Annotated in this window: 26 protein-coding genes; 12 read left to right on the top strand and 14 right to left on the bottom strand. The window is 51.6% G+C overall.

The features are described 5' to 3' along the window. The first annotated feature begins 6 nt into the window (after nt 1-6). A complete protein-coding gene (locus BY447_RS21490; RefSeq protein WP_013196378.1) occupies nt 7-1,362 on the top strand; it encodes an MFS transporter in 1,356 nt (451 codons plus the stop codon). 183 nt (nt 1,363-1,545) lie between these two features. Here BY447_RS21490 and BY447_RS21485 read toward each other — a convergent pair whose 3' ends face one another. From BY447_RS21485 to BY447_RS21470, 4 genes are all read right to left on the bottom strand, one after another. Continuing rightward, complete coding sequence (locus BY447_RS21485) at nt 1,546-2,229, bottom strand: O-methyltransferase (protein WP_013196379.1); 684 nt, start codon at nt 2,227-2,229, stop codon at nt 1,546-1,548. A 184-nt stretch (nt 2,230-2,413) separates the two neighbouring features. Next, nucleotides 2,414-3,151, bottom strand: coding sequence for a metallophosphoesterase (locus tag BY447_RS21480; RefSeq protein ID WP_110332179.1), 738 nt, complete (start codon nt 3,149-3,151; stop codon nt 2,414-2,416). A 154-nt stretch (nt 3,152-3,305) separates the two neighbouring features. Further along, nucleotides 3,306-4,079 (bottom strand): nucleotidyltransferase domain-containing protein, encoded by a 774-nt coding sequence (locus tag BY447_RS21475; RefSeq protein ID WP_110332178.1) that lies wholly within the window; start codon nt 4,077-4,079, stop codon nt 3,306-3,308. Nucleotides 4,080-4,273: 194 nt separating this feature from the next. Next, nucleotides 4,274-5,230, bottom strand: coding sequence for a D-2-hydroxyacid dehydrogenase family protein (locus BY447_RS21470; RefSeq protein WP_110332177.1), 957 nt, complete (start codon nt 5,228-5,230; stop codon nt 4,274-4,276). Nucleotides 5,231-5,761: 531 nt separating this feature from the next. On the opposite strand from BY447_RS21470, the gene BY447_RS21465 reads away from it, so the two are divergent. Then, nucleotides 5,762-6,925, top strand: coding sequence for an EAL domain-containing protein (locus BY447_RS21465; RefSeq protein WP_110332176.1), 1,164 nt, complete (start codon nt 5,762-5,764; stop codon nt 6,923-6,925). Between the two features lie 76 nt (nt 6,926-7,001). On the opposite strand, the gene BY447_RS21460 is transcribed toward BY447_RS21465, so the two are convergent. Then, entirely contained in the window at nt 7,002-7,682 is a 681-nt protein-coding gene (locus BY447_RS21460) for an SOS response-associated peptidase family protein (RefSeq protein ID WP_110332175.1), read from the bottom strand. Between the two features lie 343 nt (nt 7,683-8,025). On the opposite strand from BY447_RS21460, the gene BY447_RS21455 reads away from it, so the two are divergent. Both BY447_RS21455 and BY447_RS21450 read left to right on the top strand, forming a co-directional pair. After that, nucleotides 8,026-8,271 carry a hypothetical protein gene (locus tag BY447_RS21455; protein ID WP_110332174.1) on the top strand — a complete coding sequence of 82 codons (246 nt, stop codon included), beginning with the start codon at nt 8,026-8,028 and terminating at the stop codon, nt 8,269-8,271. A 229-nt stretch (nt 8,272-8,500) separates the two neighbouring features. Continuing rightward, nucleotides 8,501-9,064, top strand: coding sequence for a TetR/AcrR family transcriptional regulator (locus tag BY447_RS21450; RefSeq protein ID WP_013196385.1), 564 nt, complete (start codon nt 8,501-8,503; stop codon nt 9,062-9,064). A 1-nt stretch (nt 9,065) separates the two neighbouring features. On the opposite strand, the gene BY447_RS21445 is transcribed toward BY447_RS21450, so the two are convergent. From BY447_RS21445 to BY447_RS21430, 4 genes are all read right to left on the bottom strand, one after another. Continuing rightward, nucleotides 9,066-9,647, bottom strand: a complete 582-nt coding sequence (locus BY447_RS21445; RefSeq protein ID WP_013196386.1) for a TetR/AcrR family transcriptional regulator — start codon at nt 9,645-9,647, stop codon at nt 9,066-9,068. Between the two features lie 195 nt (nt 9,648-9,842). Next, the gene (locus tag BY447_RS21440) at nt 9,843-11,273 is read right to left on the bottom strand and encodes an efflux transporter outer membrane subunit (RefSeq protein WP_110332173.1); all 1,431 of its coding nucleotides are present in this window, start codon (nt 11,271-11,273) and stop codon (nt 9,843-9,845) included. Continuing rightward, nucleotides 11,273-14,434 carry an efflux RND transporter permease subunit gene (locus BY447_RS21435; RefSeq protein ID WP_110332172.1) on the bottom strand — a complete coding sequence of 1,054 codons (3,162 nt, stop codon included), beginning with the start codon at nt 14,432-14,434 and terminating at the stop codon, nt 11,273-11,275. Before BY447_RS21435 ends, BY447_RS21440 begins: the two co-directional genes overlap by 1 nt. 1 nt (nt 14,435) lies before the next feature. Next, a complete protein-coding gene (locus BY447_RS21430) occupies nt 14,436-15,584 on the bottom strand; it encodes an efflux RND transporter periplasmic adaptor subunit (RefSeq protein WP_110332171.1) in 1,149 nt (382 codons plus the stop codon). 465 nt (nt 15,585-16,049) lie between these two features. Between BY447_RS21430 and BY447_RS21425 the strand changes: the two genes are divergently transcribed. Beyond that, nucleotides 16,050-16,295: a ParD-like family protein gene (locus BY447_RS21425; RefSeq protein ID WP_013196391.1), complete on the top strand. Its 246-nt coding sequence runs from the start codon at nt 16,050-16,052 to the stop codon at nt 16,293-16,295. After that, nucleotides 16,292-17,077, top strand: coding sequence for a type I methionyl aminopeptidase (gene map, locus BY447_RS21420; protein WP_110332170.1), 786 nt, complete (start codon nt 16,292-16,294; stop codon nt 17,075-17,077). The genes BY447_RS21425 and map overlap by 4 nt, the downstream gene beginning before the upstream one ends. A gap of 36 nt (nt 17,078-17,113) precedes the next feature. Here map and BY447_RS21415 read toward each other — a convergent pair whose 3' ends face one another. Beyond that, entirely contained in the window at nt 17,114-18,208 is a 1,095-nt protein-coding gene (locus BY447_RS21415) for a diguanylate cyclase (protein WP_110332169.1), read from the bottom strand. A gap of 177 nt (nt 18,209-18,385) precedes the next feature. Then, the gene (locus BY447_RS21410; RefSeq protein ID WP_110332168.1) at nt 18,386-18,694 is read right to left on the bottom strand and encodes a hypothetical protein; all 309 of its coding nucleotides are present in this window, start codon (nt 18,692-18,694) and stop codon (nt 18,386-18,388) included. Nucleotides 18,695-18,925: 231 nt separating this feature from the next. Between BY447_RS21410 and BY447_RS21405 the strand changes: the two genes are divergently transcribed. The 3 genes from BY447_RS21405 (at nt 18,926) to BY447_RS21395 (ending at nt 20,174) form a co-directional block, all read left to right on the top strand. Beyond that, a complete protein-coding gene (locus BY447_RS21405) occupies nt 18,926-19,150 on the top strand; it encodes a hypothetical protein (protein ID WP_013196395.1) in 225 nt (74 codons plus the stop codon). Nucleotides 19,151-19,227: 77 nt separating this feature from the next. Continuing rightward, entirely contained in the window at nt 19,228-19,395 is a 168-nt protein-coding gene (locus BY447_RS21400) for a hypothetical protein (RefSeq protein ID WP_239780555.1), read from the top strand. 92 nt (nt 19,396-19,487) lie between these two features. Next, nucleotides 19,488-20,174, top strand: coding sequence for a hypothetical protein (locus BY447_RS21395; RefSeq protein ID WP_107320278.1), 687 nt, complete (start codon nt 19,488-19,490; stop codon nt 20,172-20,174). Nucleotides 20,175-20,393: 219 nt separating this feature from the next. On the opposite strand, the gene BY447_RS21390 is transcribed toward BY447_RS21395, so the two are convergent. Then, a complete protein-coding gene (locus tag BY447_RS21390) occupies nt 20,394-21,443 on the bottom strand; it encodes an NAD(P)-dependent alcohol dehydrogenase (protein WP_013196398.1) in 1,050 nt (349 codons plus the stop codon). Nucleotides 21,444-21,553: 110 nt separating this feature from the next. Between BY447_RS21390 and BY447_RS21385 the strand changes: the two genes are divergently transcribed. Beyond that, nucleotides 21,554-21,946 (top strand): winged helix-turn-helix transcriptional regulator, encoded by a 393-nt coding sequence (locus BY447_RS21385; RefSeq protein ID WP_013196399.1) that lies wholly within the window; start codon nt 21,554-21,556, stop codon nt 21,944-21,946. Nucleotides 21,947-21,976: 30 nt separating this feature from the next. On the opposite strand, the gene BY447_RS21380 is transcribed toward BY447_RS21385, so the two are convergent. After that, the gene (locus tag BY447_RS21380) at nt 21,977-22,798 is read right to left on the bottom strand and encodes a Cof-type HAD-IIB family hydrolase (protein WP_146211012.1); all 822 of its coding nucleotides are present in this window, start codon (nt 22,796-22,798) and stop codon (nt 21,977-21,979) included. A 254-nt stretch (nt 22,799-23,052) separates the two neighbouring features. Here BY447_RS21380 and BY447_RS21375 point away from each other — a divergent pair, with 254 nt between their 5' ends. Together BY447_RS21375 and BY447_RS21370 are read left to right on the top strand one after the other, a co-directional pair. Continuing rightward, complete coding sequence (locus BY447_RS21375; RefSeq protein ID WP_110332166.1) at nt 23,053-24,315, top strand: DUF1479 domain-containing protein; 1,263 nt, start codon at nt 23,053-23,055, stop codon at nt 24,313-24,315. Nucleotides 24,316-24,391: 76 nt separating this feature from the next. Further along, nucleotides 24,392-25,141 carry a DNA-binding transcriptional regulator YciT gene (locus BY447_RS21370; RefSeq protein ID WP_110332165.1) on the top strand — a complete coding sequence of 250 codons (750 nt, stop codon included), beginning with the start codon at nt 24,392-24,394 and terminating at the stop codon, nt 25,139-25,141. Here BY447_RS21370 and BY447_RS21365 read toward each other — a convergent pair. Next, the gene (locus BY447_RS21365) at nt 25,138-26,154 is read right to left on the bottom strand and encodes a LacI family DNA-binding transcriptional regulator (RefSeq protein ID WP_110332164.1); all 1,017 of its coding nucleotides are present in this window, start codon (nt 26,152-26,154) and stop codon (nt 25,138-25,140) included. The two genes, BY447_RS21370 and BY447_RS21365, sit on opposite strands and share 4 nt — an antisense overlap. Nucleotides 26,155-26,192 lie beyond the last annotated feature (38 nt).

Below are 26,192 nucleotides of genomic sequence, written 5' to 3'. Positions count from 1 at the left end.
GCACCCATGAATCTGCAATCTGTAAGCGCTGACTCACCTGTTAAGACGGAAGCCGGGTCTGAACCCCATGATGCAATGAATCAAATCGATTTTGACCAAAGTGAACGGGCCGTAAGTAAAGCGTTCCGTCGTATCCTGCCGTTTATTTTCATCTGTTATGTTGTGAGTTATCTGGATCGCACCAACGTCAGCTTCGCTGCTCTCGGCATGAATGCCGATCTGGGGATTACAGCTGAGCAGTTCGGGTTCGGAGCCGGGATGTTTTTTATTGGCTATTTCCTGTTTGAGGTGCCAAGTAACCTCATCATGCAAAAGGTGGGCGCACGTATCTGGATCGCCCGCATTATGATCTCATGGGGAATCATCTCCATGGCGACCGCCTTCGTCACCGGGCCCACAAGCTTCGCCTTTGCCCGTTTTTGTCTGGGGGTGGCCGAAGCCGGATTTACACCCGGTATCTATCTGTTCTTCACCTACTGGTTTCCCGGAACCTGGCGCGCAAAAATTACGGCAGCCTTTTTAGTGGGTATCCCTGTAGCGAATATCATCGGCGCGCCGTTATCCGGGATGTTGATGCAAATCACCGGGCATGAGCACATCCGTAACTGGCAGTGGTTGCTGGTGCTGGAAGGTTTCCCGGCGGTTATCCTGGGCATTATCTGCCTGTTCTATCTGAATGACCGTCCGGCAAAGGCAAACTGGTTAACTGATGCGGAAAAAACATTGCTGACCAGGCGACTGGAGAATGAGCAGCAGAAAATTGAGAAGGCGCACGGTTCCAGCATGCGCGATGCGCTGCGTAATCCCTTGCTTTACCTGCTGGCCTTTATTAACTTCTGCGGCATTGTCGGTTCTATCGGCGTGGGCCTCTGGATGCCGCAGATCATTAAGCAGATGGGCGTCAGTCATACCGCCACCGGTTTCCTGACCGCGTTACCTTATATCTGTGGCGCGGTCGGGATGCTGCTCTGGGCACAGCGGGCCAATGCATCCGGCAACCGCATTCGGTGGATCAGCGCGGCGTTGGTTATTGCTGCTGTTGCACTGGCGTCGAGTGCCATCGTGGATCAACCGGTTATCAAGATGATTGCGCTCTGTTTCACCGTAAGCGGCATTCTGGCTTTCCAGGCTTCATTCTGGGCGCTGCCTTCCGGTTTTCTGACAGGACGCGCAGCCGCAGGCGGATTAGCAATGATTGTCTCTGTCGGAAACCTGGGCGGTTTTGTCGGGCCGTCCCTTATTGGCTTCATCCGGCAGTCAAGCGGTGAGTTTATGTGGGCGCTGCTGGCAGTTTCCGCCGTGTTACTGGCTGGCGCGCTTGCCGTAGCATTGGTTAAAGATCCCTATCGCAAAGGCATGTGAGATGGAAGTGAAGGCGCTCAGGCGCCTTTTAATTTTGGCGGGCTGCTATCTGGCCGGACTGGAGTGAAGAGCGAATTCTTTTAATATCATAAAACTGCACCACTAAGAATAGCGTCAGGAAAAGGCTTGTCAGGAAAGTAAATATTATGAGCTTGTGATAACTTTGATTTTTCTGGAGACGACCTATACCGTCCTGACGATAGCTATTACGAACCCATCCCAGCCCTTTTCACCCACGGTCTGAATCGCCGTGGCATCAAGTTGCTTATCCTCAGAGATCATCTCGATAAAATTTCGCAGGCCGATGACATTTGGATCATCACTTTCAGAATCAATAATGCTGCCGCCGCGCACCGTGTTGTCACCCACAATAACGCTACCTGCACGTGATAATCTGATTGCCCATTCCAGATAATGTGGATTATTCACCTTATCGGCGTCGATAAAAATCAGGTCAAAGGGACCTTTCAGAGTGGGCAGGATATCCAGTGCAGTACCCGTGTGCAGCATCACGCGTTCAGTCAGCCCGGCATTGCTTATATTCTGGCGGGCCACTTGTGCATGATGTTTATTGAACTCAATCGTTGTTACGCTTCCATGTGGCGGCAAAGCCCTGGCCATCCATAGGGTGCTGTAACCGCCAAGCGTGCCAATTTCCAGAACGCGCACAGCGCGTGACATCTGGATAAAGATGGACAGCATTTTTCCCTGTAGAGCAGAGACATCGTGTGTCGGTAATCCCTGCTTAACGTTGTTTTGAAGAGCATTAATCAGCTCAGGTTCCTGTGGTACGAGTTTTTCGGAAAACCAGGCGTCTACCTGTGCCCATTTATCTGAATCCTGCGAGGGATAATCAGGCGTTCTCATTAGTAATACTCCTCATCATAAGGACCAATGAAAGCATATACGCTTTTTGTTGCAACTGCCGACAGCCAGAGTCAGGTATGGAGCAGAAACAGGAAGTAATCAGCTCAATACGGGATAATGTTCACCGGACTGAAGTTATTAAAGCTAATATTACGGGCAGCAATACCTTAGATTTAATCATTAATTATACGCAGACATGATAGCTGGTAAGAATATTACTGACGAAGCGGTGAATCATTAACGCGGGAGGATCACTTACAGGAGGAACATTTGGTGTTCCAAACCACACAGGGTTGGCAGGGCAGATAGAGCCACAGATATACGCTGGAATACCCGCGAACGTGCCTGCTATAGATCGGTGAACATGCCCGGAACAGACAGCCAGCACGCTTTGAGGATTACGTCTGATGAAATCTTCCAACTTGTCCCCGCCTCCGCAGATCGTTTCATCAAGTGTGGGAATACCTGATTCAACTACGTGATGATGCATAAACAGCAATGCTGGGGCGGCATCAGCATCGTTGAATTGTTTATACAACCATTCGAGACGGTCCGAAACACAACCATGCTTCTGTGCATCTACCGTTGAATCCAGGCCGATTAAACGCAGATCTCCAGCATGATGCGAGAAGTGCATAGCTTCAACAGGACAGTCGTACGCCCATTTGTTATTACCCCACACCGAACGCATTAAGCTGCGATCATCTGAATTGCCCGGCAGTACGAAAGAAGGATAACTCTGCTGATCAAGAAGCGCTGCAATCTTTGTATAACCTTCCTGCCAGTATCCATCTGTCAGATCACCAGTTAGCACCAGTACGTCAGGTTTCAGGTGGGTGAGCCACGTCAAAACCCGGTCAAACCGGCATAAGTGATCATTATCTGAAGAAGCATGAATATCTGAAATTTGCGCTATTAGCATACATCCCTTAATGATTGAATGCCGAAAAAAATCAACGTGAAACTAATTTCAGAGACAATATCAGGATTTGATTATGAATAAATCGAAGATGTTTTTCCTAATTAAAGCAGACAACCGGAAATAATTAAAGTCCTTAAAGCTGGCTGACAAAATTTCAGGCTTTATAGTGATGAGACTCGACATCAAGCCAGCGGGCAAAGGCCATAAGCCGCTTTTCGAATACAGCTACGCTTCCTGAGGGTTGATGGCACATCTCAATTAAGTAATCCATCTCCTCTGAAAAACCCGGATACCGTGCATTAAATCTGGAGGAATATTCATCGAGTGTGTCGGGCCAATCCTTCTCCCCTTCTTTTCGAAGGATATTAGTTGCCCTGACAATTTTTCGCGCAGCCGAGCGCTGGAGTTGCAGCTTTTTATGCGTATCAGAAGAGGTATTGATTTGACTAAGCAGACTGTCCACAACCTGCAAAAAATCACCGTTCACGGCTAAGGCAATAGCTTTTGAAGGTTTAAAGGCTTGAAAGCAGCGGCTTAGATCCTCGCCATAAACGCAGTGGCAGTGATGTTTAAGCCAGTATCCCCAACTGAGTAAATTTTCAGGATCGAGCACTTCTTCCAAATGACCATAATCAAAATCAATTTTGCTGATAACTGGATTAGCTTTTTCAAGCATTGACTGAACAGTAGCAAGTTGCTCTTTATCAGCCTGATTGGTCTCATACCTGAGAATGATCGTCATATCCAGATCAGATCTAACAACCTTTGCCCTGCTTTCAGCCACACTCCCAAAAACGTATAAACTATGTATAAGCTCAGGAAAGCAGAGAGTGAGCTTTGCGACCACAGATTTAATCAACTGCAAAAATTCAGGCTGTATTTGCATGCGTTTTGGCAAAGAGATTAGGGCATTATCATCGACGGCCATCTTTACTCCATTATGCTAAGATTATTTTGCAGACAATAAGCATTTTGAGCATGACACTTTTGTACACAATACTATACGTGTGGTCGCCCCCTTCGCTCTGATTAAGTTTATCTTCTTGAATTATAATCAGAATTAATCTGGCACTGAGCGACTAGATAGTCTGACAGCTTGCAAAATTTATCTCCCTGAAAGCTTCAGCCATTAATCACATGCGACCTGTCACCGCTAAAATAACGCACAACATTATCAAATGCCGTTCTGAAATAGAGCGCATAGCTGGCCTTTTCAACATATCCCAGATGTGGTGTACACAGTACATTCGGCATCTGCAGGTAAGGATGCCGGGTGTTGTAAAGCGGTTCCTCTTCGTAAACATCCAGTGCCGCAAATCCAGGCCGCCCCTGTGTCAGGGCATTCTGCAACGCGCCGTCATAAACCAGTTCAGCCCGGCTGGTATTCACAAATAACGCATCAGTTTTCATCAGCGCGAGATCGGCTGGCGTGATGTTGCCTTGCGTCGCAGCCACCAGTCGCTGGTGCACGGTTAACACATCGCTGGTGGCGAAAAATTGCTCACGGCTTTCCGGAACCGTCCATCCGTCTGCTCGTGCCTCTTCCTGCGCACGGAGACTTCCCCATACCTGCACCTGCATGCCAAAAACGGCGGCATAGGAAGCAAGACGTTTACCAATTTTTCCATAGCCCAGAATGCCGATGACCTGATTGTGAACCGCAGATCCGGTTTCTGTTTGCCAGTGCCCTTCGGCCATTGCATTGACCGACGAGACAAATTTTCGGCAGGAGACCATGATCAACAGCCACGTTAACTCCGCAGGGGCAACCGGGGAGCCACTCCCTTCCACAAGGGCAACACCCGCCCGTGTACAGGCATCGATATCAACATTTCTCGCCAGCTTACCCGTCTGACTGATCAATTTAAGGTGTGGCGTGCGTCGCAGAAAGGCTTCGTCAATGACAGTCCTTTCGCGGATAAGTATTAATGCTTCTGCCAATGACAGCTGTGCATCTGCCATCGGGTCTCTGCTGAGATCGCCCAGTGCAGCGCAGTGAAAGTTGTTATTACTGTGGAGAAAATCCAGTTTTTGAGTGGCAAACTGATAATCATCCGGGATGACGATATGAATGGTCATTAAGAAACCTCATTATTTAACAGTTGTGCACACATTGAAACTTCAATGATTAAAACCTTTATCTTTTTTACGATTTTGGAACTCATTACCTTTTCTAATATTCACTGTCAGCCTGCATCGTTATTTACCCTGTTTATGATCAAAACGATTATAGGTAACTTTTTCCCACTAAATCTTATTCATCTGCTATAAGCTAAGCGACCATTTTGAATGTGGGTCAATACCCGCGTCGATGTCATGCTATTACGATGTAATGAAAAGTAATTCAAGGCCGATAACGATAGTGAGTAAGTAGTCTTACTCGCCAGCATAAGATATGAACACACAGCGAATGTAATAAAATATTGCCGAATTAAACAGTAAGCCAGCATTGAGATAAGCCGTCATATGAAACTGGTTATCATAATGATTATGCTGAAAAAAAGATTAAACCAGTATGCGACTGTCGACAGAGTTCGCTGAGTTTATAAAGCCTGATTTGCAGAGACATTATCGTTAACAGGCTGAAAATCATGTATTTACGGGAATGAAATGAAACCTGGTGTCAAGAATGATGAAACGCGCGAACTTCTGCAGCAGCGTATTAAGCTGGGCGAGTTTCACCCGTTTTTTCAGCCTATAGTTTCTCTGGAAGATTTGCGCGTGATGGGGTTTGAGATGCTCGCGCGGCACATATCCCCGGAGGGTATTGTTACGCCTCCAGCAGACTTCATTCCGGCTATGGAGCGAAGTGGTCTGCTCGACGAGCTGATGCTCAGCCTTATGGCACAGGGTTTCAAAGTTGCTGCCACATGGCCAGAACAGCAGTTTTTATCAATGAACGTTTCTCCTTCACAGCTTGATGGCAGGTATCTTACTGAAATTATAAGGAATACAGCCCGTGAATTTCAGTTCGATCTCGCAAGGCTGAAGATTGAGATTACTGAAACAGCCCTGTTAAATGACATCAATACCGCCCGGACGGAGATTGAAGCGTTGTCGGGTATGGGCTGTACGATAGCAATGGATGATTTTGGAACAGGCTATTCCAGCCTCGCCTGGCTGATTCAGTTACCGGTTAACACGCTTAAAATTGACAGCAGTTTTATTCGCTCCATGCTGCACAAAAAAGACAGCCGCAAAATCATTTCCAGCGTTGCCGGTCTGGGCCGGAGCCTTGATATGGATGTGATCGCGGAGGGCGTGGAAACCGAAGAACAGGCTGAAATGCTAAGGGGGATAGGTTGCCTCTATGCGCAGGGCTATTTGTTCGGGAAGCCGGTCTCAGGAGCGGAAAGCTGCCGGATGCTTAATGCAGTACCGGATAAAGGATCTCTCCGGCGGGTTGCGCGTCTTTCCCTCGATCAGCGAGCACATCAGATTTCATCCATGTATGCGATTCCCGGCACGTCCATTTGCTTTCTTAATCCGGAATTAGTGATTGTTGATGCCAGCGACACGTTTGCCGAACGGGTCGGCTGGGCTCCGCAGGATCTTATCCATAAATATATTTATGAAGTTATTCCGTCACAGGCGGAAAAACTACTCTGGCTGCAGGAATTCAGATTGAAAGGACTCCCTTATCCACCTTATGAGGTTGTGCTGCCCGACGGGTCGTCCGATCTGGTCATGGTGACCCGGGTGGAAGATGAGGCTAAAGATTTGCTGGGCTTTTGTGTGTTTGGTGTGAAGATGAGCGATCGAAAACGTCATTAAGCTGAACGTTTTCTAAGTGATGACAATCACTAACGCTCAATATCGCAGATTGCGTTGTGCATATCTGACCTGCGCTTCAGGTACCTTCAGGATTTATCTCTTTAATAAGCGTCTCGCCCTGATTATGGATGTTCCCGACTTTGGCTGAAACAGGGTGCCAGGTGAAATCCTTCTCGGGTAATGCGGCTTCATGGGCAATGTCCTGCGCCCGCTGTGATGAGGTTTCAACACTGAGCCACTCCCGAACCGCGTCCGCCCGTAAAACCAGTGGCCGGCGGTCATGAATATCAACCATGCCTTTATTGCTCGCCGCAGTGACGATAACAAATCCCTCCTGTCCATGGTCCTTACCATAAGGCGCCCGGCCAATAGCGGCAAAAAACAGCGGTTCCTTTTCTTTGTGATGAATAAAGTATGGCTGTTTCCTGTCACCCTCACGCTTCCACTCATACCAGCCATCGGCAGGAACAATGGCGCGTCCCTGCTCCCATAGCGGCTTAAACATACGCCCGGTTGGGGCTGTTTCACTTCGGGCGTTGATTAGCGGCTGCTTATTCCACCACTCAGGACCGTAGCCCCAGTAAACCGGGTCCAGGTGAAATTCATCGTCCCGCTCATTGAGCAGCTGCACGTTGGTACCTGGCGCAACGTTGAAACGCCCTATCGGCTCCGGATCATAAATGATTTCATCGGGCTTCAGTCCCAGAGAGTCGAAGTAATCGTCCCGGCTACTGTACTGCGCAAACCGTCCACACATAGGCACCTCCTGGCATAAGGATAGTCCGGTGTTGATTAAGTCATGATCAAAATATTCACTTTCTGGCTGAAGATATCGCGCCAGCTGTCGAGAATGTAGTAAAGGAAACGAAGAGAACCGAATAACCCGGGCTGCGAGGTGTTCAGCTTTGCTGATGGCCAGCCAGATTACCCAAATTTGCCTCTCTGCCCTGGAAGTAATTATTGCTTGCTGAGCCTGTCGACCAAAGAACGACGTTGGATCGGTGTTACTGAGCAACTGCAATGTACAGCTCGTCATTAAGGAGCTATGTGATTTCGGTTATTAGTAACAGCGTGATATTTAACCATCAGGAAAATAAATAATGAGCCCCGTTTATATACCTGCCCTCATTCCACTCTTGCTGAACAAAGAGAATGAGAAAGGAAGCCCGCTTACAGAGGAGGAAGTCAGCAGCATCAAAAATAGTGCCACCTGTATTGAAGTAGCGCGTGATGTTGCTTTTACAATGGCGGAATGCCGCGGATACTTTGATATCAATCCTGAAAAATGCTGGGAAGAATGGAGAGCGTACCGGAGTGAGCGACTGCACCAGAGTGGTCACCGCTAAATCACATTCATCTCCGGCATTCGCTTTTGCGGGATAAATATCTGAAACAGACCTGACTCAATCCGTGTTGATCGCATCGCCACAATGGCCGATTCCTGCTGATTATCAGGCTCTGCGCGTAACGTGCACATACGGATAGCGGCAGGCCATGCGGGAGTCGGGAACGTCGACGTATAGCCATGCTAAGTGAAAGGAGGTAGAGTAATATTTTTATAATGTGAGTGTTATTATGAATCGTAGCGAGGAAATTCTTGAGGCAGCAGAATACTGCATGCGACAGAAAGGCTTTTATCAGACATCGGTTCAGAATATAGCCCGACAGGCAAATGTCAGCGTCGGTCTGATTTATAAATATTATAAAAATAAAGAAGCGATTATCGAAGCACTGATTAAAAACGTGGTGCAACGGATGATTGATTCACTCAAAGAGGCTCTCGACAATCTTGCTCATGCAGGTAACGTCGCCCATTCTGCGCACGGCGTTGTGTCAGTCGACGTTGAAAAAAGCATTGTACTGCTCATTGATATATCTGCAGAAGCCACACGTAATGAGCGGATCCGTCAGATTATTTACGATGCCTGGCAGACTTTGAAAGAGAACTTTATTACTCAGGAGCAGGTGCTTAATCCGTCGCTGGATGCTGAGATTATCCAGACACGCCTGTATATTATGTCACTGATCATAGACGGTATGATTATTCGCCGCTATATGAAACAGCGTGAAATCGATGGCCGCGTGATGTCATTCCTGGATGTCATCAGTCATGACATTAATCAGAACGGTGTCGCCTGACTCACGAGAAAAGATGGCCGGCGAGAAGGGTGTTAATCCGCGCTAACTCCTGCTGACTAAGGTGTTTGTCGCCAAACGTACGACAGGCCACACCATCCACCAGCATCAGCAAAAACTGAATACGGTCACTACGCTCTTCAGGGGTCGCTGCTGGCATCTGCCGCTTAAAAACCTCTTCCAGCTCTGTAAAAAGCAATTGTTCTTCATGTGCAAGCAACGCGCGAACTGATTTATTACGTGATGCCTCTGAATACATTTCCAGCAGTAAACAACGATCCCTGAAAGACCAGTCCCGCCAGAAGTCGGATTCCGTATTGATAATATTTGAGACGCTGGTTTGTAGCTGAAGATTTTTAAGTAAAAACATTCGCCAGTTTTCTGCGATACTTTTTATCGTCTCACTGACAATTGATTCTTTGCTACTGTAATAACGATAAATCTGCCCGGCACCCAGACCTGACTCAAGGCTTATGTCAGCCATGCTGGCACCATGAAAGCCAGAGCGACTGAAACAGTTTTTCGCTGCCGAAATGATCTGCTGCTGTCGCTGCTGCAGGAAATCCTTACTGTCTGACCTGCTCAAATAACCTCCTGTTAACTGACGTCACACTAGCCCTGATATTAATTCTCCAATGATAACCGAGGCAGGGGTGCGAGAACATATCAGCCAGAAATTCAGACATCAGATATGATGATTTCACCTTCTCATCTCCTGAAATTTACGCTGAGATTACGCTTTAACATGGGTGCGCATTCCCGCCTGAATGCGCACCCTTTTTTACATTTTCAGTTGCGACTCCTGCAACGCCGTGCCGCCGCCCATCACCTTGTAAAACGTGTTCAGATTTTGATAGTACGCCTGCTCAGCGCTGACCAGACTGGTTCTGGCGGTATAGAGCGTACGCTGAGCGGTTAACGCATTCAGGTACGTGTCCACCCCATTCTGATAACGCAGATCGGCCAGATGATAGTATGTCTGTGAAGCAGCAACATTGTTGCGCTGGCTGTTCAGCTGATCTGTGATGGTGCCCTTACGAGCCAGAGCATCTGCGACTTCCTGAAAAGCGGTTTGCACCGCCTTTTCATACACTGCCACATAATACTCTTTTTGCGCTTTGGTATAGTTCAGGTAAGAAACGTTGTAGCCACCTTTAAAGATCGGCAGCGAGATGGTGGGCGCAAAAGACCAGATCCCTGCTCCGTTTTTAAACAGTGAAGAGAGATCGGAACTGCCGACGCCACCGCTCGCCGTCAGTGAGATGCTCGGGAAGAAATTTGCACGCGCCGCACCGATATTGGCATTTGCTGCCTTCAGGTTATGCTCAGCCTGTAAGACATCAGGACGATTAATCAAGGCTTCAGATGAAACACCCGCCGGCACGTCACGCAATGCCTGACCAACAGATTCGATGTTTTGCGGCAGCAGATTATCAGGCACGCTTTTACCCACAACCAGGTCCAGGGCATTCTTATCCTGCGCCACGCTGGTGGTATAGCTGGCTACATCTGACAGTGCAGACTGCCAGGTGGTTTCTGCTGAAGCGACATCCACCATTGAAGCCACGCCATTTTGCAGACGTTTGCGTGTCACCTCCAGTGACTGGCGCGTACTCTCTGCTGTCTCTTTCGCAATCTCAAGATTGCTGCGGTCGGCCGCCAGCTGTAACCAGTAATCCACCGTGTTATAGAGTAAGGTCAGGCGCGTACTTCGCGCCCCTTCCAGCGTGCCGAGATAGGTTTCATACTGCTGGCGTGACAGGCTTTGATTTTTGCCAAACAGATCCAGCTCAAATGAACTGACATTCCCTTCTGCAGAGTAACTGTTGCCCAATGCAGTCTGATTACCCTCCCCTGTGAGTGCGCGAGAGCGGGTTCCACTCACATCGGCGCTGAGCGTGGGGAAGAGATTAGCCCGCTGCTCACCATATTGTGCATGTGCAGACTTCACACTTGCCACGGCTTCCCGCAGGTCGCGGCTATTGTCCAGAGCCATTGCGACAACCTGACGAAGCCGGGGATCCTGCACGTAATCCTGCCAGCCCACATCGCGATAATTAATCGCGTTCTGTTGCAGGTTGCGGTAAGCCTCCCCGCTCGGGGTTGCGGCAACTACGGCATTATCTGGACGGACATAATGAGGATCGAGCGAAACACATCCCGCAAGAAAGCAGGGCAAAAACACCGCTAAACATTTTGCAGACATTGTCATTATTCTTTTACCCTTACTGCGGATTCTGAAGACTGTGTTTCCTCATGCGGTCTGGCCGGAAACAGACGGCGGACCAGCACAAAGAACAGCGGAACAAAGAAGATGGCCAGCAGCGTTGCGGTTAAGGTCCCGCCAATAATGCCGGTACCAATGGCGATACGACTGTTCGCGCCCGCGCCTGTCGAGATAGCCAGCGGCAGCACCCCAGCAGTAAAGGCCAGTGAGGTCATAATGATGGGACGCAAACGCATCGTTGCTGCATGCGTCGCGGCCCTGACCAGACTCTCTCCTTTGCGATATTGCTCTTCAGCAAATTCCACGATCAGAATGGCGTTCTTCGCCGAGAGTCCGATGATAGTGAGCAACGCGACCTGGAAATAAACGTCGTTTTCCAGTCCGCGCAGCGTCGTCGCCAGAAGGGCACCGATCACGCCTAATGGCACCACCATCATGACCGAAAAGGGTATTGACCAGCTCTCATACAAAGCAGCAAGGCACAGGAACACCACAATCAGTGAGATGCCATAGAGCGACATTGCCTGATTGCCAGAGAGTTTTTCCTGATACGAGAGGCCACTCCATGCAAAGGTGTTTCCTACGGGTAACTTCGCCACCAGCTTTTCCATCGCGGTGATAGCATCCCCCGAACTTTTGCCGGAGGCCGGCGAACCCTGAATTTCGTAAGACGCCAGGCCGTTATAACGTGACAGGACATCCGGACCATACGCCCATTTCATCGAGGCAAAGGATGAGAACGGCACCATCGTAGTGTTACTGCTGCTGTCCGTTCCGCGCACATACCACTGATCAATATCTTCCGGCTTGCTGCGGAACTGCTGTTCCCCCTGTATGTAGACTTTTTTCACACGACCACGGTCGGTGAAGTCATTGACGTAGCTCCCTCCAATCGCCGCACTTAAGGTGCTGTTAATATCGCTGATCGTCAGACCCAGCGACTGGGCTTTAGCGTCATCAATGTCGACGTCCAGCTGTGGCAGGCTCGGCAGTGAGTTGGCGCGAACGGCACTGAGGTCGGGATCCTTATTGGCCTCGGCAATCAGCTGATCGCGCAACTTAAGCAGTTCGTCGCGACTGGTCGCCCCGCGCGCCTGCAGTTCAAAGGTGAAGCCATTCGACTGACCCAGCCCGGAAACCGGCGGGGGCGTGAGTACAAAAATTTGCGCATCGCGGATGCCCGACAGCGCCTTCATCGCGCGGCCTGCAATGGCATCAGCACTGTTTTCGCTGCCTTCCCGTTCACTCCAGTTCTTCAGCGCGATGAAGCCAATACCGGCGTTCTGACCATTACCCGCAAAACTGAAGCCGTTGACCAGCATGCTGACGTTGACGTTATCTTTCTCCTGGGTGGCAAAGTAGTGCTGAACCTGACGACGCACGTCACTTGTCCGGTTTTCCGTGGCGCCGGGAGCAAGCTGATACTGCACCATGATATACCCCTGGTCTTCAGTAGGCAGGAAGCCCGTGGGCAGGCGCATATAAAGCACTGCACAGCCGATCAACAGCACGCCATACAGAAGCAGATAACGAACTGAACTGTTCACAACATGACCAACCCCATTCTGATAGCGTGCCTGGACTCTTTCATAGCTGCGATTAAACCAGCCGAAGAAGCCCGTGCTGCCGCTTTCGTGATTATGCGGTTTAAGCAGGGTGGCACAGAGTGCGGGCGTCAGCGTCAGCGCCACAATCACCGACAGCACCATCGATGAAACAATGGTGATTGAAAACTGACGATAGATCACACCCGTTGAGCCGCTGAAAAAGGTCATAGGCAGGAACACGGCTGAGAGCACCATCGCGATACCAATCAACGCACCGGTAATCTCCTTCATCGATTTTTCCGTCGCCTGACGCGGGGGTAAGCCCTCCTCACGCATCACACGTTCGACGTTTTCAACTACGACGATCGCGTCATCAACCAGTAAGCCGATGGCAAGCACCATCCCGAACATAGTGAGGGTATTAATCGAGTAGCCAAAGAGGGACAGCACGCCAAAGGTGCCCAGCAGCACGACCGGAACAGCAATCGCCGGGATGAGCGTAGTACGGATGTTTTGCAGGAAAACAAACATCACGATGACCACTAAAATCACCGCTTCGATGAGCGTTTTCACCACTTCTTCAATGGAGATTTTAACGAAATCGGTGCTGTCGAGCGGATAAGCGATCTCATAGCCCGCAGGCATAGTGCTGCGAAACTCATTAATTTTCGCTTTAACCTGCTCGGCGGTTGAGAGCGCATTGGCACCTGACGCCAGCTGCACGGCAATACCGGATGCAGGATGACCGTTGGCCAGAACGTTAGAACTGTAATCTTCATTGCCCATCTCAACGCGTGCGACATCACTCAGTCGTACTACTGACCCATCCGCCTGGCTTTTCAGCACGATATTGCGGAACTGCTCGGGGGTTTGCAGTCGGGATCGTGAACGGACCGTCGCCACCAGCTGTTGTTCTTTGCTGGCGGGTTGTGCCCCTAACTGCCCAGAGGAGACCTGAGTGTTCTGACTCTCAAGTGCCGTTGTGACGTCGGAAGGCATCAGAGAAAAGGAAGTCAGCCTGGCGGGATCGAGCCAGATACGCATCGCATATTCAGCACCGAATACCTGAACGCTGCCTACTCCCGGCACACGCGCCAGGCTGTCTTCCATGTTACTCACCATATAGTCGGCGACATCTGATGAGCTGCTTTTATTGGTTTTATCGTACAGCGCCAGGATCAGCAAAAAGTCACTCTGCGCTTTCTGCACGGTCACACCCTGTGACGTGACTGCGGTCGGCAGGCGGCTCTCGGCCTGCTGAACCTTGTTCTGCACCTGAACCTGCGCAATATCCGGGTCGGTTCCCTGCTGGAAAGTGACGTTGATTTTGACCTGGCCGGTGGAGGCAGTGCTGGTGGCATCGAAATAGAGCAACCCATCCAGCCCGGTAAGCTGCTGCTCAATGACCTGAGTCACGCTGCTCTCCAGCGTTTCAGCAGAAGCACCGGTATAGGTTGCCTGAATACTGATTTGCGGCGGTGCCACATCCGGATATTGCGCCACCGGCAGGCTGTTAATGCTCAGGATGCCGAACATCATGATGCACAGGGCGATTACCCAGGCGAAAACCGGACGACGAATAAAGAACTGAGCCAGCATATCATTTGCCCTCGCCGGTTGCGGCTTTCGCGGCTGGCGTCACTTCGACAGCCTTGACGCGCATGCCCGGCTGAACTTTAGCCGTGCCTTCCACAATCAGCTTGTCACCGCGGTTCAGTCCCGAGGTAATCAGCCATTTGTTGCCAATCACGCGATCGGCTACGACGTCCCGGCTTTCAACTTTGCTCTGGTTATCCACCACCAGCGCAGTGGCGTTGCCCTTCGCATCCCGGGTAATTCCCTGCTGCGGCGCCAGAATCGCATCGCTCTGTACGCCATTGGTGACGCTGGCGCGAACGTACATGCCAGGCAGAAGTTCATGTTGCGGATTCGGGAAGATCGCGCGCAGCGTTACTGTACCCGTGGCTTCATCCACTGAGACTTCGGTCAGCTCCAGCTTTCCGGGATGCTTATAGGCAGTACCATCTTCCAGATTCACCGTCACGGGAACGGCATCGGCACTTTGCTGCAGCGACGCCTGCTGGCGCTTCAGTTTCAGCAGTTGCACACTGGATTGGGTGAGATCGACGTAGATGGGATCGAGCGCGCGTATCGTTGCCAGTGCAGAAGTCTGGCTGGCGGTGACCAGTGCACCTGGCGTCACCGATGAGATCCCAATACGACCACTGATCGGTGCTTTGATTTGGGTGTAGTTCAGACTGATACGGGCACTTTCCACGGCAGCGCGATACTGGTCGACAGAAGCGACGTTCTGCTGATACGTTGCCTGGGCATCATCAGCATCCTGCCGTGACACACCATTCTCTTTAACCAGCGCAGCATAGCGTTCGGCTTTTAATTTACTGCTTTTCACCAGCGCCTGAGCATTCTTCAGCTGTGCCAGGGCCTGATCGTAACTGGCCTGATAGCTGGCGGGATCGATCTGGTAAAGAATCTGCCCGGCTTTAACTTCCTCACCCTCTCTAAACAGGCGTTTCTGGATGATGCCATCCACCTGGGGCCTGACATCTGACGTCATACTGCCCGTTACGCGTCCGGCCAGCTGACTATCCAGCGTCACAGATTCGGTTTGCAATGTTTTCACACCGACTTCTGTGGTCATGTTTCCATTTGGCTGCTGACTGTTTTGATCGCAGGCCGCCACAATCATCACAAGTCCGGCGATGATACTGCGCTGAAATTTTCTCATAAAAATCCTGTAATGAACGTTCATTCTCAGCATGCAGTTTAATTAATCAGCAATAAAATGTATGTCAGCAAAACGAAAAGAAGGATGTCAGGAAGTATGTGAAAGCTGGCTTGTAATTATTGTCAGGCGTCAGGCCAGCGCACGGATGAACAGACATTGAGCAGTGTCCTCCACCGCCTTAGAGTGTGACACTGGCTTCGAAGGGTCAGGCTGAACAATCAATGTTAAAAAAGGCGGATGCAGGAACTGATGAGGCCAGTTATGGGCAGTTTTACAGGACTTATACCCGCTAAATAGTCTCTTTAGTGAGAAATAACTTGCTCAGTTTTCAGTTAAGGCGTCCCTGCTGGCGGAGGCATTTATTGGATCCAGAGCCGATCCAGGCAGGTAAACATTTCATCGCTTTGCAATTCGGCCCGCACGCGTTACTCTATACGAAACATATACGTTTCATATAAGGCTCATATGGGTATCGTAAAAATCTCCGACCTGATGCATGAAAATCTGCGCATCGCCAGTCAGGCGATGAGTCGCTCGATTAATGCACAGGCTGAACACTGGCTGAAACTCGGCATGCTGGCAGAACTCTATCCGCAGCAGACCCAACACCAACTGGCGCAGATGCTGATCCGGCTTGAACTGGACGGCAGCGCTGATATCCGAAATATGCTCCATAAAGAGAGCCTCACCACACAAGGAGACGTGTCATGAACACCGTTAAAATTCATACCGCCGCGGAGATTGAGATGGCTCGCGCAGCCGGACAGGCTGCGGCGCAGGTACTGGCGATGATTACACCGCACGTTCGCCCGGGCATTACCACCGAAGAGCTGGATGATATCTGCCACGACTTCATTGTGAATGAAATCAGGGTGACGCCTGCGAACATCGGCTATCACGGCTATACCCGCACGACCTGCACGTCGGTCAATCACGTGGTGTGCCACGGTATACCAGCCAGCAAAAAGCTCAAGGATGGCGATATCGTTAATATCGATGTGGCGGTCATCAAAGATGGCTGGTACGGCGATACCAGCAGGATGTATTTTGTCGGCACGCCTTCAGTCCGTGCAAAACGTCTGGTCGATATCACCTATCAATCGATGGTTGCAGGGATCAAAACTGTCCGTCCCGGCGCGACGCTGGGCGATGTGGGCGCGGCAATTCAGCGTGTTGCAGAAGCTGCCGGTTTTTCTGTCGTACGGGAGTATTGCGGGCACGGCGTGGGTGAGATTTATCACACCGATCCGCAGGTGCTGCATTACGGCACCCCAGGTGAAGGAATGCCCCTGAAGGCCGGTATGATCTTCACTATCGAACCGATGATTAATGCCGGTAAAGCCGGAACCAGCGTGCTTTCAGATGGCTGGACAGTCGTTACCAAAGATCGCTCGCTCTCGGCGCAATGGGAACATACCGTCGCCGTCACTGAAGAGGGTTTCGATCTGCTGACGCCGTGGCCTGAAGGCACTGGCGACTACCCGGCAATTTAATCACTCAGCCTGAGACGCGATCTCAGGCTGCTTTCTTCATTTGCTCCTGACTGCACTGAGGGTGTTCAGCGAGCCTGAATGCCATATCTGCACATTGTTGCGGCCCGCGCGCTTCACCTGATAAAGCGCCTCATCAGCACATCTCAGCCACTCATGAATTGAAGCCGCATCACGTGCTGCCGCAATCCCAATACTCACCGAACACTGAAAGGTGGATGACGCGGGCAGCCGCAACAGGGCAATCCCCTGCCTGATTTGCTCTGCCAGCAGCAGGATGCTGGTTTCATCCGCATCCCGTACGATCACACACAATTCATCGCCGCCAAAGCGGGCGGGCACATCTTTCATGCCGACGCTGTCACGCAGCAGTGCCGAAATCTCTGTCAGCAGAAAGTCACCCGCTTCATGCCCATAGGTATCGTTAACCTGTTTGAAGTGGTCGACATCCAGCAGCATTAACCAGGCTTTGCCCTCGCCTCGCTGCGTGCGCAAAAACTCACTTTCCAGCCGGCGCTCAAACAAACGGCGGTTAGGGATTTTCAGACCGGGGTCCATCAGCGCAATGCGTTCCAGCTCGCGGTTCTTCTGGCGCAGGGTCAGGGTCAGATTGTGCGAGACTACGCTGAGTGCCAGCAGATACAGGCTGGCAAGCGGCAGTGTCAGCCAGACGGTTCGGGTACTGAACGTCAGCACCAGGGGGGCCTTTTCCGCTGACCAGACCAGCACAAAGGCAAACAGAAATGCCTGCAGCGCGGACTTCAGCTGAACCCAGCCGCCTGCCGAGTAGCGATCGGAGATCAGTACCGCCATGATAATAATTGAAGGCAGCGGACTCAGTGCCATCGCAGCAACCCAGACGCCGCCAAAAGCGGCATCCAGTGTGAGATTCTTACGCTCAAAACCGGTCGGATCGCGCGACCGCAATGCCATTCGATAGGCAGCATAAGGCCAGATAAACGCATTAGTAAACAGAAGAGCACAAAGTGCCGCGCTTTTTCCCATCTCCATCAGAACCGAAAGAATAGGCAGAAAACAGAGAAAGGTGCCGAGCTGGCGCATCATAAACATTCGTCGCACAAATCGCGTCGAGCGGCGCTTCAGTTGAATATCGTCGGGAGTATAATAATTCATAGGCGGAGTGAAGCAGCGACAGGTTACGGCAGTTTATCGGCATTAAGTGAATCAGGGTAATTTTTTTACAGAATATTCTTATAGCCTGTCAGCTTAATCAACAGATGCTGATCATATTTGTTCACAGAGAAGTTTGGGCGGATTATTGCCGCGCGCCTTATTGCGCGCGGAAGCAGATTATCTGCGGCCTTTAATGACTGAGGCCGACCAGTTGAAATCGCTGACTTCACTGGCAGTAAGTGACTCAGGTTTCTTTTTACGCAGCGGTTTTTTCTTCTCCTTTTCGGCCTTTGCTTTCTCCTTCTCCAGCTTACTGGCCATCACTATCTGCCGTGCTTCACTGTTGAATTCTTTCTCTTTTTTACTATCCGGCTCTTTACCGGTTCGCTGACGGTACTTTTCAGCCAACCCTTTATAGGTTTGTTCGACGGCCAGACGTTCATCGGCACTGAACTGATCAATGGAAATCATCTTCTTATCGCTCATAGCGGCGTGTCCTGTGGCAAGTTGTCCGGTCAAGTGTACCGCATTCAGGGCCCATTAACGCAGCGAATGGCAACCGTTCTGCAGGCTCATGTTCCCCCACGTCCCTGCTATCAGGTAATTTCTCTGAAAGACGCGCCTTAGCCCTGTTAAAAATAAGGTTATCTCTTAATATAAAACTAATGTTCATCAGGTTTACTGGTAGTGACCACGTACTGCCGAGGAGCTGAAGGAATGATTAAAGAGACCGATCGCCTGTCACAGGCGTTATTACGGCGGCATGGGATTGGCGTTAAGCAGAAACGTATACACTTTCGTGGCCGCGATTTATTATTTCAGCTGCATAATGCCCGCTATGAAGTTTTTAACGGCGATCGCTGTATTGCGACCGTCGAAACGAACAATATCAATGAAGCGATTAAACAGTTTAAAGCGCTGGATAACCCTGCGGAGAAATAAGCATGCCAGATTATCGCGTGTTTCAGAAGGACCAGACAGTCAGGGCCGTGAATCATGAAAGCCAGGATCGGCACAATATGTTAGCAGCTGAAGGCTACAAAGTGGTGTGGGACGTGATCAATGCCGATAACGCTGATGCAGCGCTTTTGCGCTATCAGCAGTTGCGTCACGATGAGCGTAACGCTGCGCAGAACTTTGCAACGGATTCGCTTTTCGGCTCTCTTCTGGGTCTGTTATCCCGCTAAGTCAGCATGGGCTGCGGGTTTATGGGCGAAGTTACTGTTAATTCATGCTGTGCTGATTAAAATAGAGAAAATTTCCCGCACACAGGTTTCTGATGAAAATCACTATTCACAAAGAAGATGAGCTGTTTATGCACAACTTCTTTGCTGCACCCTGCGACACCTTTGATACAGACTCACTTCAGGCACAACACATTCAGCAATCACTTCAGCTGGCCATTCAGCAGAAAAGTGCAGAGGCAGACAGCGACTGGAAGCGCAGCCTGACTTTTCTGCTACTGTTTCTCTTTTTATATGCTGCGCTGGGAGCCTCGCTGACGCTGGATCTCAGCGCCACGGGCGCGGCGCATAAGAGTATCGAATATGCGCTGGAAGCGATTCCGGTGCTCATCGCCTTTTCCGGTTTCTTCATCTCCATTCTTTATCTCTTCCTGACCCGTGCCAGTGCGCGTAAGCAGCATAACTGGGAAAAGAGTATTCTGGTGCTGGAGAAATACGCCATCGGTAACCTGTTTAAAGCCACCCATACTCAGGGCGGTGGCACCAGCAATTACTCTGTGCCCAATCTTTCTATTTCGCTCGCGCTGTTTATCTGTGTGACCTGGCTGGTGATTTATAACTATCTGACCTTTACCACCAGTGGCGTGTTTGGCAGTGTCATCTCGCTTTTCATCAGCACCATGGTTTATGTCATTCTGGATATCCAGCTGCTTAAGCCCTTTATTCATGCTGTTGAAAAAGACGAACCCGAAAAGAGTAACGCGGATAAAGAGCAGGATTAACGACCTTCCCTGACGTTAAAGCAGATACCCGGCCAGTGAGTCGGGTATTTTTTTGGCTGCTAAAAGACGCTTTCGCTAAATAGCTTTTGCCGCGCAGAGACGAATGGAACGGCGAATTGACAGCAAATTGCATGTTGTAACTATAGATAACCTCCACCTTTTACATTGCAACTTACTGAACGCTGCCTGAAGGCCCGCTTTAACCGCGGGCCAGGCGTGTTACCAGCGCGTTTTCTGCATATCGATGACGAAACGATATTTCACATCGCTGGTCAGCATGCGTTCAAAGGCTGTCTCCACCTCTTCACCGGTAATCATCTCTACGTCAGCCGTGATGTTGTGCTCACCACAGAAGTCGAGCATCTGCTGCGTCTCCTGAATGCTGCCGATTGAGGTGCCCGTGATACTCAGGCGGCGGAACACCATTGGCGTGACATTCGGTGACGGATGCGGTTGATCGGGGATCCCCACCAGCACCAGCTGACCGTTGGTTTTCAGCGTGCTGAGATAAGGATCGAGGTCGTGAGGTGCGGCAACACAGTCCAGGATAATATCGAGCGACGCCTGACACCCGGCCATTTGTGCCGCGTCTCGCGAGACCACCACATGTTTAGCCCCCAGCCGACGCGCATCCGCCCCTTTCGCCGGAGAGGTCGTAAACAGAGTTACCTCCGCACCCAGCGCGCTGGCCAGCTTAACCGCCATATGGCCCAGGCCGCCAAGACCGACCACACCCACACGATCGCCTGCTTTGACGTTGAAGTGCTGCAAGGGTGACCAGACGGTCACGCCTGCGCACAGCAGTGGAGCCACCGCGTTCAGCGCCAGATTATCCGGCACCGTGACCACAAAATGCTGGTCGGCGATAACGTGCTGCGCATAGCCGCCAAACGTCGTGTTGCCGGTATATTTATCGGTGCCGTTATAGGTCGGCGTGAAACCCGCCTCACAGTACTGCTCTTCTTGCTGCTGGCAGAAGTGACACTCCCGGCAGGAATCGACCATCACGCCAACGCCAACCGTCTCTCCAACAGAGAATTTAGTGACATTGTCACCTGTTGCAACCACACGACCAACAATCTCGTGACCGGGCACCAGCGGATAACGGCTGACGCCCCATTCATTGCGCGCCATATGCAGGTCAGAGTGGCAGACACCGCAGTAGAGAATCTCAATTTTTACATCATCAGCCTGCAGATCGCGTAACTCAACCTCGCCTGCCTTGAGCGGTTGACCTGCTTGGGTAGCTACCAGCGCGTTAATTTTCATCTGTTGCCTCTTCTTACCTGATGGTCGTAAAGAAAGCGGCACACTATAGACACACGAAGCTCCTTTTGGTAGTAGTTACCTTTTGGTTACCATAAAATCGTGAGGTGATTATGCCGGTCTGGGTTGATGGAAAACTGTGCTTTTATGCGGACTCACCGCCGCGCCGCCTGCTGGAACTGTTTTCGGTGAAGTGGAGCACAATGGTGCTGCATGCGCTTTTTCACTGGCCGGACAATCGGGCACGCACGGGCGAACTGGAGCGCAGCCTGCAGGGCATCTCGAAGAAGATGCTGATCCAGACGCTGCGTGAGCTGGAACAACGCGGACTGGTGTCACGTCAGGTGTGGCAGGTGGTGCCGCCAAAAGTGGAATACAGCCTCACGGCGCTGGGCCATACCTTCGCACAGCCGATTGAGCAGATGTATCAGTGGGGGCTGGAGAATCAGGCTGCGCTGGATGAAATGGAAAATCATGCGCGCAGCCATCAGGAAAGTGGCGGATAAAACGCCGCCCGTTATGCAGGTTACCGCGTCCTAGTCGAACGGGAACTCGCGCGCCAGCACGCGCGCAATCACATTCAGCGCGCCTTCATCATTGTTACTCTGCGTCTGGTAGCGCGCCACGGCGGCGACAGCGTCGGCCGCATTGGCCATTGAGAAACTGAAGCAAGCCTGGCGCAGCATCTCGATATCATTCGCGCTGTCGCCAATCGCCAGCACTTCACAATCACTGATGCCCCATTTTTCCTGCAGCAGCGCGATGCCGTGGGCTTTATGGCAGCCGGGAATTATGAGGTCAATAAAACCAAAGCCGCTGGAAACCGGATGCATGATATTTTCCAGCTCGCCCAGACGCGCATGCAGGCGTTGCAGCAATGCTTCCACCCCTTCATGTTCCAGCTTCAGCGAGAACTTGAAGATAGTGTCGTCAATGGCATACAGGTCATCGCGCTTTTGCAGACGGTGATAGTGGTTTGCCAGCTGGTCCATCACCTCGTCAGAGGCAGAAGGATGCATATAAGCACCATTTCGTCCGCACACCACTACCGCGATGTCCGGTTCATGCGCCAGAATATCGAGGATCTTATGCACCTTCTCCTGCGCTAACTCGCCGCAGAAAATCTCTTCATTACAGTCAGAGACCCAGGCGCCATTTTCTGCCACGAAAGCAATCTCATCTTTGATGTCGGGAAAATAGCGCTGCAGCTGGTAATACTGATTACCACTGGCCACCACAAAACGGATGCCCTTCTGCTTCAGCAGCGCATACTGACGTGAAAACCGCTGAACGTTGTACTGCTTATTATCGTCCAGAAAGGTGCCGTCCATATCCACCGCAATCATCTTAACCGCCATCTCGCCTGCCCCTATACGTTCGCCGTTCTGTCCCGCCGGCTGATTGATTTGATTCATAAAGCTTACTCGCTGTGTGGATTAATGAGAATGCAAATAGTGACTTTGCTAACGGCTTTCAGAGCGTTCCGGTTCAGAAGTTGTGTTACAACGCACGTTTTTTATCGTTAAAAGAATGTTAACCTCAGCCGCACTTTACGAATGAAGATTATTTTAATTGCATTCGTAACTCAATCCCGAACTTTGAGGAGTGTGAAATGCGTAATGAATCCCGAGCAACACCTTTGCCTGATGACGTTAAAAGCGCTATCCGCAAAATGAAACAGCAGCTACGCCAGCAAATTGGCGACGTGGATGCCCTGTTTCGGCAGGTGTGCGACAACATTACAGCCGCGATTGCAGAGGCAAAAGCGGACGAAGCGCGAATTGACAGTGCCTGGCCGGTCGTGCCGATGCAGGACATAACAGAAGGGAAGGTTTCGGATGAAACCCGATCGCTGATTAAACGTCGCGGCTGTGTCGTGATTAAGCAGCACTTCACGCGTGATCAGGCGATGGCATGGGATAAGTCGATGCTCGACTACCTGGATCACAACCGTTTTGATGAGCAGTACCGCGGTCCCGGTGATGACTTCTTTGGCTCACTTGCGGCCTCACGTCCCGAAATCTACCCGATTTACTGGTCGCAGGCGCAGATGGAAGCGCGGCAGAGTACGGCGATGGCTGATGCGCAATCTTTTCTGAACCGGTTATGGACGTTTAACTCTCAGGGCAGACAATGGTTTGATCCTGATGTCAGCGTGATCTATCCCGATCGCATTCGTCGCCGTTTGCCCGGCACCACGTCGAAAGGATTAGGTGCCCATACCGACTCCGGCGCGCTGGAACGCTGGTTACTGCCCGCTTATCAGCAGGTTTTCAGCAAGCTGTTTCACGGTGATTTTGCCGCTTACGATCCCTGGGATGCGGCACACCGTACCGAGGTTGATGAGTATGATCTGCCTGGCACGACCAAGTGTTCAGTGTTCCGCACATTTCAGGGCTGGACCGCACTCTCCGATATGATCCCTGGCCAGGGGCTGCTGCATGTGGTGCCGGTGCCGCAGGCGATGGCGTATATCCTGCTGCGCCCGCTGCTTTCCGATGTGCCTGAAGATGAACTCTGTGGCGTCGCGCCGGGTCGGGTGTTACCTGTTAATGAGCAGTGGCATCCGCACCTGATCGCCGGACTCTGTTCAATCCCGGCTCTGGAGGCGGGCGATTCAGTGTGGTGGCACTGTGATGTGATCCATTCCGTTGCACCGGTGGACGATCAGCAGGGCTGGGGCAACGTCATGTATATCCCCGCTGCGCCAATGTGTGATAAAAACCGCGTCTACGCCCGCCAGGTTGCGCAGGCGCTGGAGCAGGGACGTTCACCAGGCGATTTTCCGCCGGAAGATTATGAAGCCGGGTGGGAGCAACGTTTTAAGCCGGAAGATCTTAATATTAACGGACGTCGTTCACTGGATTTAGCCTGACTCTGACCCCGCGTTGTGCACCAGCGCGGGGGATTCCCTGATACACTTCACGTTTTATTCCTGACGAAACCCAATTATGAATCCGCGACATCATCAGATTATTCAACTGGTTAATAGCCGGGGCAACGTAACGGTCAGTGAACTGGCGCAGCTGACCGGTGTTTCTGAAGTGACGGTGCGTCAGGATCTCACGCTGCTGGAACGCGACCGGCTGCTGCGTCGGGTGCATGGCTCCGCGCTGGCGCTGGACAGTGACAATGTCGGCACCCGCATGAACACCCGCTATTCCACCAAGCAGGCGCTGGCGCAGCACGCCGCCAGCCTGGTGCAGACGGGTGAATCGGTATTCATCGAAGGGGGCAGTACCAATGCGCTGCTGGCGCGTGCGCTGGCTGACCGTGCCGATCTGACGCTGATCACCGTCAGCCACTATATTGCCCAGCTTCTGCGAGACGCCACCTGTGAAGTGATTGTGCTGGGTGGATTGCTGCAGAAAAGCAGTGAGTCGGTAGTCGGCCCGCTGACGCGTTACTCCATTCAGCAGGTGCATTTTCACAGAGCGTTTGTCGGTGTGGATGGCTGGCACCCGGAAACCGGCTTCACCGGCCGCAATATGCTGCGCTGTGACGTGGTGGATGCGGTGCTGGCGAAAGGCGCTGAAAGCTATGCCCTGACCGATGCCTCTAAATTCGGGCAGATTCATCCTTATCCGCTCTCATCCGGTTACCAGGTCGGCCATGTGATTACCGATGAAACACTGGATGCGGGGACCGTCACGCAGCTCAGGGAACAGGCCATTGAGGTGATACAGATTGCGGCGAATTAAGCCGACCACGGGCCCTGAGTAACGGAATCGCGCAGCATCAGGCTGGCCGTAAAAGGCGCCTGACTGTGCCAGTCACCGCCATCCAGCATGGTCAGCAGGCGGTTAATCGTCTCATCGATCATCTCCGTCACCGGCAGTTTCATACTGGATAACGACGGCGTGATATAGGGTGCCAGCGGGATATCATCGAAGCCTATTACCGATACCCGACCGGGCACCGCGATGCCGCATTCAGTCAGCCGCTTGATGGCACCAATCGCCATCTCATCATTACTCGCCACCAGCGCCGTGAATGCGGCGTTGCGTTCCAGCAACTGGTCCACAGCGGCCATACCGCTCTGCGCCGTCCATTTACCCGCCACGACGCGGCGGTCGTCCGCTTCCAGCCCCTTAGCGGCCAGCGCAGCGTGATAACCTGACAGACGTTCGACGCCGGTCGGGGAATCCAGAGAACCGGTGATAAAGGCGATGTCGCGATGCCCCTGATTCAGCAGATGGGTTACCGCTGTGGCGCTGCTGGCGTGCTGATCGCTGTAAATGCAGTAGCTCTGGTTGACGCGCAGCCGTCGGTTGATGACCAGTATCGGCTGTTTATGGCGGGAGATAATCGCATCCAGCGCGTCGATACTCAGAAAGCGCGGGTAGATAATGATGCCGTCACAGCGCAGGTCGAGCAAAAACTGAATCGCCGCTTCTTCCTGCTCAGCGGTGTGTTTGCCGTCCGCCAGAATCAGCTGGCGACCCTGCTGCTCCATCATGCGCGCGGAGTGCGCCATCAACTCAGTGAAATAGCTGCCGCTGTAGAGCGTATTGGTGATCACCAGTCCGATAGTCTGCGACGTTTTAGTCGCCAGGTTGCGCGCCAGCAGATTGGGCCGGTAGCCGGTTTCCGCGATCGCCTTTAACACCCTTTCACGCTTCTCCTGCCCGACATAGCCATTGCCGGACAATACACGTGACACCGTCGCTTTTGAGACGCCCGCCCTGTCTGCCACTTCCTGAATCGTTGCCATGGTGAAGCTCCTTTGCTGCGTCGCTCTGCAGTCTACCT

This window comes from Pantoea sp. JKS000250, assembly GCF_003201065.1.
Classification (GTDB): domain Bacteria; phylum Pseudomonadota; class Gammaproteobacteria; order Enterobacterales; family Enterobacteriaceae; genus Pantoea; species Pantoea vagans.
Note: the sequence above shows the minus strand (reverse complement) of the source record. Positions and strands in the feature narration are given on the sequence as shown.